Origin of the sequence: Aquisalinus flavus (assembly GCF_014640095.1) — a bacterium.
Taxonomy (GTDB): Bacteria; Pseudomonadota; Alphaproteobacteria; order Caulobacterales; family Parvularculaceae; genus Aquisalinus; species Aquisalinus flavus.
In genome coordinates, this window is sequence record NZ_BMGH01000001.1 from 1145976 (window position 1) to 1161550 (window position 15575).

At 61.5% G+C, this 15575-nt stretch carries 11 protein-coding genes; 5 read left to right on the top strand and 6 right to left on the bottom strand.

The window, feature by feature from the left end; translation table 11 throughout:
- Nucleotides 1-82 precede the first annotated feature (82 nt).
- Nucleotides 83-1600, top strand: a complete 1518-nt coding sequence (locus tag IEV88_RS05270) for a cryptochrome/photolyase family protein (RefSeq protein WP_188160210.1) — start codon at nt 83-85, stop codon at nt 1598-1600.
- Here IEV88_RS05270 and IEV88_RS05275 read toward each other — a convergent pair.
- The 4 genes from IEV88_RS05275 to IEV88_RS05290 all read right to left on the bottom strand — a co-directional run bounded on the left by IEV88_RS05275 (nt 1595) and on the right by IEV88_RS05290 (nt 5922).
- The gene (locus IEV88_RS05275) at nt 1595-1828 is read right to left on the bottom strand and encodes a hypothetical protein (RefSeq protein WP_188160583.1); all 234 of its coding nucleotides are present in this window, start codon (nt 1826-1828) and stop codon (nt 1595-1597) included. The two genes, IEV88_RS05270 and IEV88_RS05275, sit on opposite strands and share 6 nt — an antisense overlap.
- A gap of 63 nt (nt 1829-1891) precedes the next feature.
- The gene (locus IEV88_RS05280; protein WP_188160211.1) at nt 1892-3169 is read right to left on the bottom strand and encodes an SAM-dependent methyltransferase; all 1278 of its coding nucleotides are present in this window, start codon (nt 3167-3169) and stop codon (nt 1892-1894) included.
- Between the two features lie 41 nt (nt 3170-3210).
- Nucleotides 3211-4653, bottom strand: a complete 1443-nt coding sequence (locus IEV88_RS05285) for a cryptochrome/photolyase family protein (RefSeq protein ID WP_188160212.1) — start codon at nt 4651-4653, stop codon at nt 3211-3213.
- Between the two features lie 81 nt (nt 4654-4734).
- Entirely contained in the window at nt 4735-5922 is a 1188-nt protein-coding gene (locus IEV88_RS05290; protein ID WP_188160213.1) for a DUF3089 domain-containing protein, read from the bottom strand.
- Nucleotides 5923-6147: 225 nt separating this feature from the next.
- Here IEV88_RS05290 and IEV88_RS05295 point away from each other — a divergent pair, with 225 nt between their 5' ends.
- Nucleotides 6148-6954 carry a DUF502 domain-containing protein gene (locus tag IEV88_RS05295; RefSeq protein ID WP_206711354.1) on the top strand — a complete coding sequence of 269 codons (807 nt, stop codon included), beginning with the start codon at nt 6148-6150 and terminating at the stop codon, nt 6952-6954.
- Nucleotides 6955-7150: 196 nt separating this feature from the next.
- On the opposite strand, the gene recG is transcribed toward IEV88_RS05295, so the two are convergent.
- A complete protein-coding gene (recG, locus tag IEV88_RS05300; RefSeq protein WP_188160214.1) occupies nt 7151-9250 on the bottom strand; it encodes an ATP-dependent DNA helicase RecG in 2100 nt (699 codons plus the stop codon).
- Nucleotides 9251-9333: 83 nt separating this feature from the next.
- On the opposite strand from recG, the gene IEV88_RS05305 reads away from it, so the two are divergent.
- The 3 genes from IEV88_RS05305 (at nt 9334) to mfd (ending at nt 14141) form a co-directional block, all read left to right on the top strand.
- A complete protein-coding gene (locus IEV88_RS05305; protein ID WP_188160215.1) occupies nt 9334-9627 on the top strand; it encodes a succinate dehydrogenase assembly factor 2 in 294 nt (97 codons plus the stop codon).
- Entirely contained in the window at nt 9627-10571 is a 945-nt protein-coding gene (locus tag IEV88_RS05310) for a dienelactone hydrolase family protein (protein WP_206711355.1), read from the top strand. The genes IEV88_RS05305 and IEV88_RS05310 overlap by 1 nt, the downstream gene beginning before the upstream one ends.
- A 75-nt stretch (nt 10572-10646) precedes the next feature.
- Nucleotides 10647-14141 (top strand): transcription-repair coupling factor, encoded by a 3495-nt coding sequence (gene mfd, locus IEV88_RS05315; protein WP_188160216.1) that lies wholly within the window; start codon nt 10647-10649, stop codon nt 14139-14141.
- Between the two features lie 12 nt (nt 14142-14153).
- On the opposite strand, the gene IEV88_RS05320 is transcribed toward mfd, so the two are convergent.
- Nucleotides 14154-15569: a hypothetical protein gene (locus IEV88_RS05320; protein WP_188160217.1), complete on the bottom strand. Its 1416-nt coding sequence runs from the start codon at nt 15567-15569 to the stop codon at nt 14154-14156.
- Between the last annotated feature and the right edge of the window lie 6 nt (nt 15570-15575).

The following is a 15575-nucleotide window of genomic DNA, read 5'->3' on the forward strand; positions in this document are numbered from 1 at the left end:
ACCTCGTCACCCGCTGCTTCAAGCAGACATGCTCGCCGAATTATCGAGTAATTCTATGTTGGTGCGCAGGAGGGCTAACCAAATGGCTAAACTGCGCCTGATCCTGGGGGATCAGCTCAATACGAGAATTTCCAGCCTGTCCGATGTGGAGAAGGGTGACCTGATCGTGATGGCGGAGGTCTGGGACGAGGCGACTTATGTGCGCCATCACAAGCAGAAGATCGCCTTCCTGTTCTCTGCCATGCGGCATTTCGCGCGCCAGCTGGAAGAGGCCGGTCACGCCGTGCGCTATGTTAGGCTCGATGATGCGGGCAATACCGGCTCGCTTTTCGGTGAGGTGACACGGGCGCTGAAAGAGTTCGACGCCGACGGCATCATCACAACGGAATGCGGCGAATGGCGGCTTGCCTGCGATATCAAGCACTGGGCGGAGAAGCTGGGCCTGCCGGTAGAGATCAGGGAGGATGACCGCTTCGTTTCGACACTGAGGGAATTCCGCGACTGGGCCGGAGACCGGAAGACCCTGCGCATGGAATTCTTCTACCGCGAGATGCGGCGCAAGACCGGTCTCCTTATGGATGGAAATGACCCGGAAGGCGGGGAGTGGAACTTCGACACCGAAAACCGCAAGAGCCTGCCCAAGGGCTACAAGTCGCCGGCGCGCAAGACAGTGCAGCATGACAGTGTGACGAAAGAGGTGCTCACCCTGGTCGAGAACCGCTTCGGCGATCATTTCGGCTCGCTCGCCGATTTCCGCTACGGCGTTACCCGGGACCAGGCGTTGCGCGAACTCGACAGTTTCATTGAAACCTGCCTGCCGGATTTCGGTGCCTACCAGGACGCAATGGCGACGGGCGAGGATTATCTCAACCACTCGCTCGTTTCGGCCTATCTCAATGCAGGGCTCCTGCTGCCGATGGAAATCTGCGAGGCGGCGGAGGAGGCCTTCAGGGAGGGTCATGCCCCGCTCAACGCCGTCGAGGGGTTCATTCGCCAGATCATCGGCTGGCGCGAATATGTGCGCGGTCTCTACTGGCTGAAAATGCCCGATTATGCGGAGACGAACTATCTGAATTCACAGCGCAGCCTGCCGGCGTTCTACTGGACCGGCGACACGGACATGCACTGCATCTCCGAGGCCGTGCGCAACACGCAAGAGCACGCCTACGCTCACCATATCCAGCGCCTGATGGTGACCGGAAATTTCGCGCTTCTGGCCGGCATAAAGCCTCAGGAAATCAACGAATGGTACCTGATCGTCTATGCCGATGCCTATGAGTGGGTTCAATTGCCCAACACGCATGGAATGGCCATCTTCGCCGACGGCGGCATGATGGGCTCCAAACCCTATGCCGCCTCCGGCGCCTATATCAACCGCATGTCGAATTACTGCAAATCGTGCCGCTATGCCGTTTCGCAAAAGACCGGCGATGACGCCTGTCCGTTCAACTATCTGTACTGGGACTTTCTCGACCGCAACGAGAAGAAGCTGCGCAAAAATGGCCGCATGGGCCTCGTCTTCAAGAACCTTGATCGCAAGGAGGAGGACGAGATGACGGCGATACGCGATTCCGCGAGGAAATTCCTCGACGCGCTATGATGTGGCGATGCTGATCGCGGCAATGACGATGACGAAGACGGGAATGGCGATCAGGCCGCCAAAGAAAAGCCGCCGTCGCAATGGCGTATTGATGATGATCTCGCCCTGGCGCACATCCCGGCCGGGATAGGCATCCGGATCCTGCGGCGGTTCAGGGCCGGTACCATCGTGATCGTTTGCGGGCCTTGGGCCTGCTTGCCTTGCCTGTGCTTCCATATGCTTCTGCATGGCTGCCTCCTTGCAAGGCAAACAGGCAGAACGCCTAACGGTTCACGACCGCGGCAGGCCCCCTCAGGCGCGGGCGAGCGTATAGTGACTCACATCCGTGGTACCGGCGCGAAAGCCGGCCTCGCAATAGGCAAGGTAATAGCGCCACAATTTCTTGAAACGCTCGTCGAAGCCGATCGCCTGTATGTCGTCCCAGGCATGCAGGAAGCTTTCATGCCAGGTCTTCAGCGTCTGGGCATAGTCCTGACCGAAGGAGTGGGTATCGACCAGCGACAAGCCTGCCCTGCGGCTCTGGTCGGCCATGATCTGCGGGCTTGGCAGCATGCCGCCCGGGAAGACATAGCGCTGGATGAAGTCTGCGGCTTTCTCATAATACGGATACAGATGATCGGCGATGGTTATCACCTGCAGGCCGGCCAGCCCCCCCGACTTGAGGTTTTCGCGCACCTTGCCGAAATAGGTCGGCCAGTATTCCTTGCCGACAGCCTCGAACATCTCGATCGAGGCGATCTTGTCGAAGGACCCTTGCACGTCGCGATAATCCTGCAACCGGATTTCGACCTTGTCGTTCAGTCCTGCACGCTGCATCCGCTCGCAGGCGTAATTGTATTGCTCGGGGGAGATGGTCACGCCGGTAACCCGCGCGCCGACCTCGCGGGCTGCGAACTCGGCAAAGCCACCCCAGCCCGACCCGATCTCAAGCACCGTTTCGCCCGCCTTCAGATCTATCCTGCGGGCAAGGGAAGCATATTTTTCCGTCTGCGCCTGATCGAGCGGCTGGCCGGGCTCTGCATAGAGAGCAGAGGAATAGGTCATGCTAGGATCGAGCCACTTCTCGTAGAACGCATTGCCCAGATCATAATGGGCCATGATATTGCGCTTGGAGCCTTCCTTGGTATTCTTGTTGACCGCATGCAGAACATTGTTGACCGTCCGTACCACGGGGTTGGCCGCCAGCTCCTGTTGCATGCCATCGACATTCTGCGCCATGACGTACAGCGTCTGGGCGAGGTCCGGCGAGTCCCACTGGTCCGCCTCATAGCTTTCGTAAAAGCCGATGGCCCCGCCGAGCAGGGATCGTCTAGCGACCGCGTAATTGCGGATCAGGAATGTCGCCGTCTCTTCGGAGTGGTTACCGGAATCGAACTTGACCACGCGTCCATCTGGAAGATGGCAGACAATGCTGCCGTAGCTTAGCCTGTCGAAGACATTTGCCATCAGGCGGAAGAAAAGCGGCGTGCCGCGCAAGGCGGTCTCGCGCGTCTGCGGCGTGATGATCGTCGCGCCGTCACTGGCATCCGGGGCCCGGTTGATTTCCGGCGCTGCGGTCTCGAATGTCATGGCTTCCTGTCTTCCTCTTGGTTAGCGTCGCACTCTAGGGACTATTTTATACTTTGATAAGCATCGAGGGCATTCTGCCGCGCCTGCTTGTGGTCGACCATTGGCTCCGGATAGGTCCTGCCCAACTCGACACCGGCCTTTTTCAGCACGTCTTTCGGCGCGTCCCATGGCGTGTGGATGTGCTTTGCCGGCAGGTCTCTGAGTTCCTCCACATACTTACGAACGTAGTCACCGTCCGGATCAAATCTTTCGCCCTGTGTCATCGGATTGAAGATGCGGAAATAGGGGGCGGCATCAGCGCCACAGCCGGCGATCCATTGCCACGAGGCGGTGTTGTTCGCCTCGTCTGCATCGACCAGCGTGTCCCAGAACCACATCATGCCGTCGCGCCAGTCGAGCAGCAGGTGCTTGACCAGAAACGACCCGACCACCATGCGGATGCGATTATGCATCCAGCCCTCGCGCCATAGCTGGCGCATCCCGGCATCGACGATGGGATAGCCGGTCTGTCCCTTTTTCCAGGCTTCCAGTTTTTTCTCGCTGTGCTCCCACGGGAAGTCGCGAAACTTCTCCATCAGCTCCTTCTTGTGCATCTCCGGATTGAAATAGATCAGCGAGTAGGAGAATTCGCGCCAGGCAATTTCGGACAGGAACACGTCGCCCTGTGAATCCGGCACTTCGCCAGCGCTGATTTTGTTGCGCACCAGATGCCAGATCTGGACCGGGCTGATCTCGCCGAAATGCAGATGCGGGGAGAGGCGGCTCGTGCCGTTCCTGTCCGGCCGGTTGCGGTCATCCTTGTAGCTGTCGACAGGACCATCGAGGAAATTCCGCAGGGCGGACATGGCACCTTTTTCACCAGGCTCCCAGACCTCTTCGAAACCCTTGGCCCAGTTCGGCTTAGTCGGCAGCAGGGCCCAGTCGGACAGCGTGTCGGTGGCGGGATAGCGGGACGGACCGTCGATCTTGCGGATAGCGGTCACTGTGTCGCGCACGTTGCCTTGTGATTTCAGCGCTTTCCAGAACGGGGTGAAAACACGATAGGGGCCGCCGGATTTGGTTTCGATATCCCATGGCTCATAGAGCAGGCGGCCATTGCAACTCGTCACCCTGATTTCGTCGTCTTCAAGGGACTTCTTCAACGCCTTGTCCGCCTCGACCTGCCACTTGGCGTAGCGCCGGTTCCAGAAGACCTGGCTGGCGCCGATCTCCTGCACCAGCTTGGGGATGATCTCCTTGGCATCCCCGCGACGCAGGACCAGCGTCGACCCGGCGCTTTTTAGCTGCTCGCCGAGACTGTCCAGAGATTTATGCAGCCACCAGCGTGACGCGCTGCCATAGGCCATATCGCCCGGCGTTACGTCATCGAGGACGAAGACGGGAACGACCGGCTGGCCGGTATCGATCGCCGCGCGCAAGGCGGGATTGTCGTCGAGGCGCAGGTCCTGACGGAACCAGAAGAGGACTGGAGAGGTGGAAGACATTGATCCCCGGTGAAAAATTCAAACTCAACCCGGTGAAATAGACCGACGTGAGAGGGAGGCCAGTATGACCACACCGGATCGTTATTCGACGTCCGGCACCTTGTTGATCGGCGAGACTTCGAGCTCGACGGGCGCCATCATGGGCGGCGCCATGGTCGCCTCCTCGGCCCTGATTTCCTGCAGCGCCGCCAGACGCGCCCGTGCATTCTGGCGTATATCCTCGTAGAACAGGTTGAAATTGAGCGGCGCCCATTGGCGGCCGAACCAGCGCGGGTGTTTCAGCCAGCCGGCTGACGGCATCGGCACAACGACAATGCCATCCTGGCACGTCGCCGACACGGCTCTTTCGACCAGGACCGGTTGCTCGCCGAAGGGCATGCCGGTCGCCGACGCTGCGCCGAGATGCCGCTCCCGGCTGACCTCACGATCCCCCGGCCGCCAGCTGAGAGGGTTGGTACAAAGCAGCTCGCGATCTTCCGGTGCCTGCAGATCGCCGTTGCTGTCCCAGCCGAGCTCGCGATTACGCGTACGCCACATCTCGTTCTCCAGCCGTCTCGAATAGGCGGTCCAGGAAATAACGCAGCGGACGTCATCAGGCCGCTCGCAGGCGGACGTGTTGGCAAGGGCATAATTGAACAGATCAAGTGGCGTGGCCTGATTAATGAGGTACGCCGCGATCAGCCGGCGGCGCAGGGCCTCGTCATCCTGAAAATAATCCATCAGGAGGCGCTGGGCATGCAGTCCGCCCTGTCCGTAGCCGACGATAAAGATCGGACGCTCCGGCCCAATGCGCGTCATGAAACTCTCGAAGGCCCGTGCGACATCGTCATAAGCCAGCTTTCGCGACTCGCGACCGGGATGCTTGAAGGTAAAGAACGCATACAACGTCGCCTGCCGGTAATAGGGAGCATAGATGTCGCCGACCCCGGCAAACGGGCCGGCCTCATTCGGCAAAGCCGTCTTCATCGTCAAATTGCCGGCGACGCTGTCGTCTACCGGCGCATTCCACTCTTCGCGGCTCGCATAGGTCGTGCTGTGAATATAAAATGCAGCGGCCTTCTCGTCGCCGTCGGTCGCGGACCCGGTCGGCAGCATCGCCCAATTGTCATCAACCGAGTAATCCGGCGCAGGGGGCGGCGCATAGGTCTCGTAGGGCGTCTTCGGGTTGAGCAGAAACAGGATAAGGTTTTCCTGCAGGGCAAAGGCCGCGAGACCGATGACCACGACGAAGGCGAGGGATACCGAACTGATAATCCAGCGAAGCGTCATTCAAACTCTCTTTAGCCGCAGGCAAGGATACCGGCCTTCGTCATACCCAACAAGTCAACGTCGCAAAGATAGAAAAATTCTTCATACATTACAGGAATTTACTCCGGCTGCCGCAAAAAGGCTCAGATAAGGCGGGAAAATCATTATATAGGAACGACACTATGCGACAAAAGTCAGGCGTCGCGCCGTCTGACCAGCAGCAAGGCAACGTGAGGGGACAGTCCATTGCCCGACAACAAGAAGAAAGATGACGGCTCGATCCTGCTGAAAACGCAGAAGCCCGGCTTCTTTGCGCGCATGCGCAATAACTTCCTTACCGGCATCGTTGTCGCTGCCCCGATCGGCATCACCTTCTGGCTGATCTGGCTGTTCATCACCGGGCCTGTCGCGAGCCTCGACGAGACGGTACGCGGCTTTCTGCCCAGCCAATTCACCCCGACCCAGTTCCTCGAATATCTGCCGGGCTTCGGCCTGATCATGGCGATGATTGCGCTCATCCTTCTGGGCGCCCTGGCGAAGAATTTCATCGGCCGGTCGCTGATCAGCTTCGGCGAGCGGCTGGTCGATTCGATTCCCGGCGTGCGTAATCTTTATGGCTTCTTCAAGAACGTGTTCGAGATGGCGCTGCAGCAGTCGGAACGGTCGTTCAAGGAAGTTGCGGTTCTGGAGTATCCCCGTCCCGGCCTCTGGGCGCTGGCCTTCGTCGTGACCAAGACCAAAGGCGAGGTCTCCTACAAGCTGCGCGACGCCAGTGATGACATGGTCAGCGTGTTCATCCCGACAACGCCGAACCCGACATCGGGCTTCCTGTTGTTCGTGCCCCAGAAAGACCTCAGGATTCTCGACATGAGCGTGGAGGATGGCGCCAAGCTGATCTTCTCCGCAGGCCTCGTGACGCCGGGCTATGATCCCGACGATTATATCGAACAGCTGGAAGAGGCGGCGGCAAAAGCGTCCGGCGAAAGCGAAAAATCCAAGCGCGGCCTGCCCTTCAATATCGGCCGTAAAGGCAAGAAAGACGGCAAGGACTAGATGTGGGCTTTCAATAGGTTGTCCAGTCGGGATCGTCCGACTGTTGGAAAGTTGATCGTCTCGAGGGTCTTCGAGCCGGGTATATGTATCCATCCGGACCCAGGCTGCTTGAGCGCCGCTGTAGACCAGACCACGGCCGAGCGTGTCTTTCCTGCGTGGACCATTTTGCGCGGACCATGGCTTGCATTTTCGCAGTTTACCCCGAGCGCAACAGCTTGACCGCGTCATCGCGACTGAACAGGTAAAGCAGGTGACGCAGGGCCTCGCCGCGCGGGGTCTTCAGGTCGGGGTCTTCCTCGACCACCAGGCTGGCATCATCCCATGCCATATCGAGCAAGCGTGAATGGGCGCCGACATCGGCAAGACGGAAAACCGGAAAGCCGGACTGGGCCGACCCAAGAGCGTCGCCGGCACCGCGCAAACGCAGGTCTTCCTCGGCAATCAGGAACCCGTCTTCGGTCTCCCTCAGAATATTCAGCCGGGCCTTCGCCGTGTCGCCAAGCTGGCCGCTTTCGCCCGCCTTGTACAGGAGGAGGCAGGTGGATGCCTTGTCGCCGCGCCCGACCCGACCGCGCAACTGGTGCAATTGGGCGAGGCCGAACCGTTCGGCATGTTCGATCACCATGATCGTGGCCGCCGGCGCGTTCACCCCGACTTCGATCACGGTCGTCGCGACCAGCACCCGGATAGTGCCATTATAGAATGCTTCGACCACAGCATCCTTTTCTTCCGACTTCATCTTGCCGTGGACAAGCCCGACCCGGTCTCCGAGATGCTGTAACAGGTCGCCAAAGCGGGCCTCGACCGAGGTCAGGTCGATCATGTCGGAGGTCTCGACCAGCGGGCAGACCCAATAGACCTGCTCGCCTTTCTCGACCGCGCGGGAAACAGCGCCGATAACCTGGTCGACCTTGTCCAGCGGCACGGCGCGGGTGTCGACCGGCTTGCGCCCCGGCGGCTTCTCCTTGATCTGGCTGACCTCCATATCGCCATAGGTGGTCAGGGCGAGCGTGCGCGGGATCGGCGTTGCCGTCATCACCAGAACATCTGCGCGGCGCCCCTTGTCCTGCAGCGCGACGCGCTGGTGCACGCCGAAGCGGTGCTGCTCGTCGATGATGACCAGACCCAGGTCGTCATAGAGCACATCTTGGGAGAATACCGCATGGGTGCCTATGAGGATATTGATATAACCCTTTGCAAGTCCTGAGAGTTTGGCGGCTCGCTGTTGTCCCTTGTCACGGCCGGTGAGCATCTCGACCGTGATATTGGTCTCCTTCAGCAAAGGCTCGATCGATGCGAAATGCTGGCGCGCAAGGATTTCCGTCGGTGCCATCATCACCGCCTGCGACCCGGTCTCGATCGCTGCCAGCATCGCCATCAGCGCGACCACCGTCTTGCCTGAGCCGACATCGCCCTGAAGTAGCCGCACCATGCGATGGGACGCGGCCATATCAGAGAGAATATCGTCGAGCGCCCTTGTCTGGTCGCCCGTCAGGCGGAAGGGCAGCGCCTTGGCGACCTCGTTGCGCAAATGCCCGTCGCCCTTGCGCGACCTGCCGGCAGTCTTGCGGCGCTGGCGGCGGATCAGCGCGAGGGCGAGCTGGTTCGCCAGCAATTCATCATAGGCGAGCCGTTGGCGCGTGATCGATTGCGGGTTGAGATCGAGATCGCTTGCCGGCGCATGGGCGGCCCTGATCGCTTCCTGCCAGCCGGGCCATTTCTCGGTGGTCATGATGTCCCCGCGCATCCAGTCGGGCAGGGCGGGCGCCCGCCCGGCCGCTTCCTGCGCCGCCTTGCGCATGGTCTTTGCCGCCAGCCCCTCGGTCAGCGGATAGACCGGCTCGATCAGGGGCATCTCGTCGGCCTTGCCGGGCTCGACGATGTAATCCGGATGGGTCATCTGCAGCGCGGCACCATAGCGCTCGACCCGGCCGGAGACGATGCGCTTTTCCCCTTCGGGCAGCACCCGCATGAGATAGTCCGGACGGGCATGGAAGAAGACCAGCGTGACATAGCCGGTCTCATCGGAGCACAGCACCTTATAGGGGAGGCGCTGCCGGCCCTTGGGTGGCGGTGCATGCTTGTCGACGCTGACCGTAAGAGTGACCAGCCGGCCTTCGTCGGCGGTCATGATCTGCGGGCGATAGGACCGGTCGATGACGCCGGACGGGAGCGTCAGCATCACGTCGATGACGCGCGGGCCCGCCACCTTGCCGATCAGGGCCGCGACTTTGGGCCCGACACCGGCGAGGCTCGTCACATCGGCAAACAGGGGATTGAGGCTTTCGGGACGCATGAGAACAAATAGCGATAATTTGCCCCGCTCGCCAAGGGGATTGCGGAGATGACCTTTTCAACCGAACGGACTACATAGGCGTCATGACCGATACACAGCTGACAGACCCGCACCGAAAGCAACTGCTCTACCGCGCCATGCACCGTGGCTTCAAGGAAGCCGATATCGTCATCGGCCGATTTGCGAAGCAGAACCTCGCCACCATGACCGATGCGCAGGTGAGAGAATTCGAGGGCCTGCTCGATGTGCCCGACCAGGATCTCTACGCCTGGATCATCGGCCGTGTGCCCGTCCCGGCAAATTTCGAGGGCGAGGTCATGACCATGTTGCAGGCCTTCCCGGTTGCCGACAGCATCGCGGCGGAAAGCCAGAGCTGATGGCAAGATCGCCATCTGGGCCGGGGGACAGCGGCGCGCCTGTCACCCGGCGTCAGGCCATCGCCACAGGGCTTGCGGTCGGCAGCGGACTGATGAACCAGCCTGCCAATGCTCAAACGCATGAGGCATCACCTCGCATCGAGCAATATCAGCCGTTTACGGACAGGTTTCTGTTTGAAAACTCAGGGTTCAGCCATCCCGTCTACAAGGCTGGCGAAGGGCCCGGCGTCCTCCTGATGCATGAAATGCCCGGCATGGTGCCGGAGTTCTGGCGGCTGGCTGAATGGATCCGGGATGCCGGCTTCACTGTCTATGCACCCGACCTTTATGCCGACACCCTTGAAACGCCGATGCGCACTTCTTTGGCAGGCAACGGACTGCGCGCCTGCATTTCCAGAGAAATCCATCTCTTTGCGAAAAACGATTCGAGCCCGGTTACCGTCTGGCTGCGGGCCTTGGCGGCAAAGATGCATGAGGAATGCGGTGGCCCCGGTATTGGCGCGATAGGCTTGTGCATGACCGGTAATTTCGCCCTGTCGCTGGCGCTGGAGAAAGGCGTCATCGCACCGGTCTCCTCGGAACCATCTCTGCCGCTGGGCCTGTCCAATCGCGCCCATGCAGCGCTGCATCTGAGCAAGGAAGAACAACAGGCCCTGCGAGACAGGGCAGACGTACCGGTCATGGCACTTCGGTTCAAGGGCGATCCGGTCTGTCGCAAGGCGCGGTTCGACGCGCTGGAAGAGTTGGTGGGCACGGACCGGTTGATCCGGATAGAGCTTGAGGACGAACACAAGAACCCCAACGGAAACAACTTCCCGCACGCAGTGCTGACCAAGGACCTGATTGACGAGGAGGGCTCTGTCACTCGCGCCAAAAAGGACGAGGTCATTGCCCATCTCCAGCGCATCCTGTTGCCGGAGGCTGACCCCGCGCCCTTGCCCTGAACCGCAGTCAACGCTAGGTCACCTTTTCGACACGCGGCGCCAATCCGGGCGACCGCGTTTTTGCCGTGAGCGACTATGGCCCTGCAGTCCCTGACCAAAGAGATTTCCGCCGACAAGGCATGGCGCGACGACGCGATGCTGACCGTTCATGGCGCGCCCGAAGGGGCGGATGCTTTGGCGATCGCGCATGCAGCACAGACCCGGGGCGGCATCGTCACCCATATCGCGCGCGATGCGGGCAGGGCGGCAGCGACCGCCTCCGCCATCGCCTATTTTGCCAGTGACGTGCCGGTGATGAGCTTTCCGGCCTGGGATTGCCTGCCCTATGACCGCGTCTCGCCCTCGGCCGACATCACGGCGCAGCGCATGGCGGTACTCTCGGCGCTGACCCATCATGACGGCAGGACGCCGTTAGTCATCGTCACCTCGGTCAATGCCGCGCTGCTGCGCACACCGCCGCGCGGCCTGATCGAAAGCGCCAGTTTCTCGGCCAAGCCGGGATCGGTTGTTGATATCGACAGCCTGACCGGCTTCCTGCTGGCCAATGGCTATTCCCGCTCCTCGACCGTGCGCGAGGCCGGCGAGTTCGCCGTGCGCGGTGGCCTGATCGACATTTTTCCGCCAGGCGCGGAAGAGCCGCTGCGACTGGATTTCTTCGGCGATACGCTGGAGTCGATCCGCGCCTTCGATGCGGAGAACCAGCGCACCACCGCCCAGCGGCTCGAGATGACCCTCACCGCTGCGTCGGAAGTGCTGCTGACCGAGGACACGATCGCCCGTTTCCGCCGCAGCTTCCGGACCATGTTCGGCGCGGCGACCAATAACCCGCTGTACGAAGCGATCTCCGCCGGGCGCAAACATGCCGGGATGGAGCATTGGCTGCCGCTGTACTACGAAGAGACCTCAACCCTGTTCGACTTCATTGGCGAGGGGCTCGTCTTCCTCGACCATCTCGGCTTCGATGCCGCCGGCGAGCGTCACGACCAAATCTGCGACTACTACAAGGCCCGAAAGGAAGATACGAGCGCGGCAGGCAAGGGCGAGTTTGCAACGCCCGCCTATTACCCCGTGCCCTATGGCGACCTCTATCTCTCGGCTGAGGACCTGAAGAAGACGCTTGAGCAGCTGCCGTTCCGGCCGCTCTCGCCTTTCGCCCCGGCAGACCATATCCGCGCCTTCGATTTCGGCGCCCGCCAGGGCCGCAGCTTCGCGGCCGAGCGCAGCGCCGGAAACATCAATATCTTCAATACGGTCGGCGAGCATATCAAGGCGCTGCAAAAAGCCGGCAAGCGCGTGCTGATCGCCGGGTGGAGCGACGGCTCTGCCGAGCGCATGCTGACGGTGATGAAAGATCACGGCCTGTCGGGCCTGCGCCGGTTCGAACGCTGGGCCGACGCGGCGCAAAGCGGCAAGGATGCCGTCGGCGTCGTCACCTTGCCGGTCGAACGTGGGTTCGAGCTGCCCGGCATCGCGATCATCGCCGAGCAGGACATCCTTGGCGACCGCCTCGTGCGCCGGGGCAAGAAGAAGCGGGCCGACAATTTCCTCACCGAGGCCTCGACCCTGTCGCCGGGCGATCTCGTCGTGCATGTCGATCACGGCGTCGCCCGCTATGAGGGTCTGAAAACGCTCGACGTTTCAGGCGCACCGCATGACTGCCTTCATCTTGTCTATGCCGGCGGCGACAAGCTGTTCCTGCCGGTCGAGAATATCGAACTGCTCTCGCGCTTCGGGTCGGACGATCCGAACGGCCAGCTCGACCGTCTCGGTGGGGCCAGCTGGCAGAGCCGCAAGGCGCGGATGAAAGAGCGCATCCGCATGATGGCGGCGGAGCTGATCAAGATCGCTGCCCAGCGCAAGATGAAGAAGGCCGAAGTGTTGCAACCCCAGCAGGGCCCCTATGACGAGTTCTGTGCACGCTTCCCCTATGTCGAAACCGACGACCAGCTGCAGGCGATCACTGACGTGCTCGAAGACATGGAAGCGGGCACGCCGATGGACCGACTCGTCTGCGGCGATGTCGGCTTCGGCAAGACCGAGGTCGCCCTGCGCGCCGCGTTCATCGCGGCGATGGCGGGACGCCAGGTCGCGGTCGTCGCGCCGACCACGCTGCTGGTGCGCCAGCATTTTCGCAATTTCGTCGAGCGCTTTGCCGGCTTCCCGGTCAATGTCCGCCAGCTCTCGCGCATGGTCTCGGCCAAGGAGGCGAGCGCGACCCGCGCCGGTCTGACCGATGGCACGGTGGATATCGTCATCGGCACCCATGCGCTGTTGTCCAAGACGATCAAGTTCCGCGATCTCAGCCTCATGATCGTCGACGAGGAGCAGCATTTCGGCGTCAGGCACAAGGAGCGCCTGAAAGAGTACCGCTCAGACACCCATGTGCTGACCCTGACGGCAACGCCGATCCCGCGCACGCTGCAACTGTCGATGTCGGGCATTCGCGACCTGTCGCTGATCGCGACGCCGCCGGTCGACCGCCTGGCGATCCGCACCTCCATCGGCCCGTTCGATGGCGTCGTCGCCCGCGAAACGCTGCTGCGCGAGCACTATCGCGGCGGCCAGAGCTTCTTCGTTGCCCCGCGCGTGTCCGACCTGTCCACCATCTCGGAGTTTCTGACCGAACAAGTGCCGGAGGTGAAGTTCAAGCTCGCCCATGGCCAGATGGCCGCAAGCGAGCTGGAAGACATCATGAACGCCTTCTATGAGGGCAAGTTCGACGTGCTGGTCGCGACCACGATTATCGAATCCGGCATCGACGTGCCGACGGCCAACACGCTGATCGTCTGGCGGGCGGACATGTTCGGTCTCGCCCAGCTCTACCAGATCAGGGGCCGGGTCGGGCGGTCCAAGGCACGGGCCTATGCCTATCTGACGACCAGCCCGCGCAAGAAGATGACCGCCGGCGCCGAGCGCCGACTGAAAGTGCTGCAATCCCTCGACACGCTGGGCGCGGGCTTCACGCTGGCAAGCCACGACCTCGACATTCGCGGCGCCGGCAATCTGCTCGGCGAGGAACAGTCGGGCAATGTCAAGGAAGTTGGCGTCGAGCTCTACCAGCACATGCTGGAGGAGGCGGTCGCCAGCCTGAAGGAGGGCGGCAGCGAAGCCGAGGAGACCTGGTCACCGCAAATCAATATCGGCACGGCAGTCCTGATCCCCGACCACTATGTCCAGGACCTCGATGTGCGCATGTCCCTCTATCGGCGCCTGTCGGACATCGCTGAGCCGGACCAGATCGAGGCCTTCGGTGCCGAACTGATCGACCGCTTCGGCTCGCTGCCGCGCGAGGTCGAGCACCTGCTGGATATCGTCGCCATCAAGGCACTCTGCCGGCTGGCCTGTGTCGCCAAGATCGATGCCGGGCCGAAAGGCGCCGTCGTGACCTTCCGCGACAATTTCCCGAACCTGCCGGGGCTGGTGGAGTTCATCGCCTCGTCACCCTATGACGTGAAGCTGCGTCCCGATCAGAAACTCGTCTTCAAGCAGGAATGGCCGGACGAGAAGGCCCGTCTCAAGGGCTGCAAACGCGTCCTCGGCCTGCTGATAGATATCGTGGAAAACCCGTGATCGGACAGACTCTTACCTGACAATCTTCAGGCGAGGTTTCTCGACCTGCGGCGGCGGCGTCTGCCGCGGTGGGACGATGTTGAGCGTTTGAAAGGCGCGGGCGATGATGCCGTCAGCCATTTCCGCCGGACGGTATTGCACCGTGCTTGCTTCGAGCACCAGTGCATCGCCGCCGGCGCCGGGGGCGTCCTCGAGAATGATCTCCTGCAGGACGGCAGCGATGTTCTGCTGGCGGCGGGTTGCCTCGACCGTGCCGAGCCCAGGCTGGGAGATGAGGAACACATCATTGCGCACTGCCGTGATCAGGTCGGTATCGCGCATCATCATCTGGACGTATTTCAGCGCTTGACGGAAACCCTTCGAGCTCAGGATTCGGCCGGACGAATATTTCAGCTTGAACGCTGATACGCAGAGCGGCTTGCCGGTCTCCGTTGCGCGATGGCACTGGCGGTCGAGATGGTTTTCGAAGAACGGCAGGTCGCAAACGAGGTTCAGTCCCTTGCCGTCGGTCGAGGCGGCCTTGCGCAGGAACTGCTTCATGCTCGCTGTCAGCCGGTTGCGCCGGGCAAAGGCTGTAACCTCGGTCGTCAGCGCTTTCTCCGTATCGATCGCCGACAGGACCGTGTCAGCGCCCTGCGCCATGAAGCGGCATCCGGCGGTGGCCGCATCGGCCCGCTCCGGAATGACGAGGATCGGCAGGGAGCGCGAGCGGTCATTCCGGCGGAGCATTTTCACGAGTCCTGTATAGGTCGCCGTGCGGTCGCCGGGCAGGATGACGAGACAATCGAAAGCCTGCGCTTCGAGATAGCGCATGGTCTGGGGCACGCTCATCGCGGCAGTCACTTGGTAATCGCCGGAGGAGAGGGATTTCATCGCCCGCAACGTCACCGGCGACGGCGCGCCGGAAACAAGGACTCGCATCGGTTTGGACGACGTGTTCAGGATACTGCCGCTGACGGCGGTGCGGTTCAGCGCCGACAGGGTCTTCAGCCGCTCACCGCATTCGTCGGCAAGGGCGAGGTTTTCCAGCAGGCGATCGAGCCGCGAGGTGACGAGGTCGGCGCGCTCGCCAAGCGGGCACAGCGTGCCGTAGCGCTTCAGCCAAAGGCGGATATCCCAGGCCAGTTCAGGCTCGATCAGGATCAGGAAGATGCTTTCCGGGTGAGCGCGGCGCAGCGCCGTGAACCGTGCGGATACGGCACCCATATCCGGCTGCAAGGCCCGGCAATCGGCGACGATGACGTCGATCATCATGGCGCCTTCAGGCACGTCGCCTTCCTGGTGGACGAGATAGGTCCGGCTGTTCAGCAGGGCATCGATGCCGCGATCCTCGACCGGACCATCTTCGAACGGACAGGCATCGTACAGCGCGATTGGCGCGTAGAGAATGTGTGCCTGATAGTCCTGCGCAGCATCCGACTGTGCCATGTTTTC

What these genes read in the sequence shown, in the direction of transcription:
- IEV88_RS05270 (WP_188160210.1), top strand. Translation starts at nt 83, where the DNA reads ATGGCTAAACTGCGCCTGATCCTGGGGGATCAGCTCAATACGAGAATT.
- IEV88_RS05275 (WP_188160583.1), bottom strand. Translation starts at nt 1,828, where the DNA reads ATGCAGAAGCATATGGAAGCACAGGCAAGGCAAGCAGGCCCAAGGCCC.
- IEV88_RS05280 (WP_188160211.1), bottom strand. Translation starts at nt 3,169, where the DNA reads ATGACATTCGAGACCGCAGCGCCGGAAATCAACCGGGCCCCGGATGCC.
- IEV88_RS05285 (WP_188160212.1), bottom strand. Translation starts at nt 4,653, where the DNA reads ATGTCTTCCACCTCTCCAGTCCTCTTCTGGTTCCGTCAGGACCTGCGC.
- IEV88_RS05290 (WP_188160213.1), bottom strand. Translation starts at nt 5,922, where the DNA reads ATGACGCTTCGCTGGATTATCAGTTCGGTATCCCTCGCCTTCGTCGTG.
- recG (WP_188160214.1), bottom strand. Translation starts at nt 9,250, where the DNA reads ATGCGTCCCGAAAGCCTCAATCCCCTGTTTGCCGATGTGACGAGCCTC.
- IEV88_RS05305 (WP_188160215.1), top strand. Translation starts at nt 9,334, where the DNA reads ATGACCGATACACAGCTGACAGACCCGCACCGAAAGCAACTGCTCTAC.
- IEV88_RS05310 (WP_206711355.1), top strand. Translation starts at nt 9,627, where the DNA reads ATGGCAAGATCGCCATCTGGGCCGGGGGACAGCGGCGCGCCTGTCACC.
- mfd (WP_188160216.1), top strand. Translation starts at nt 10,647, where the DNA reads ATGGCCCTGCAGTCCCTGACCAAAGAGATTTCCGCCGACAAGGCATGG.
- IEV88_RS05320 (WP_188160217.1), bottom strand. Translation starts at nt 15,569, where the DNA reads ATGGCACAGTCGGATGCTGCGCAGGACTATCAGGCACACATTCTCTAC.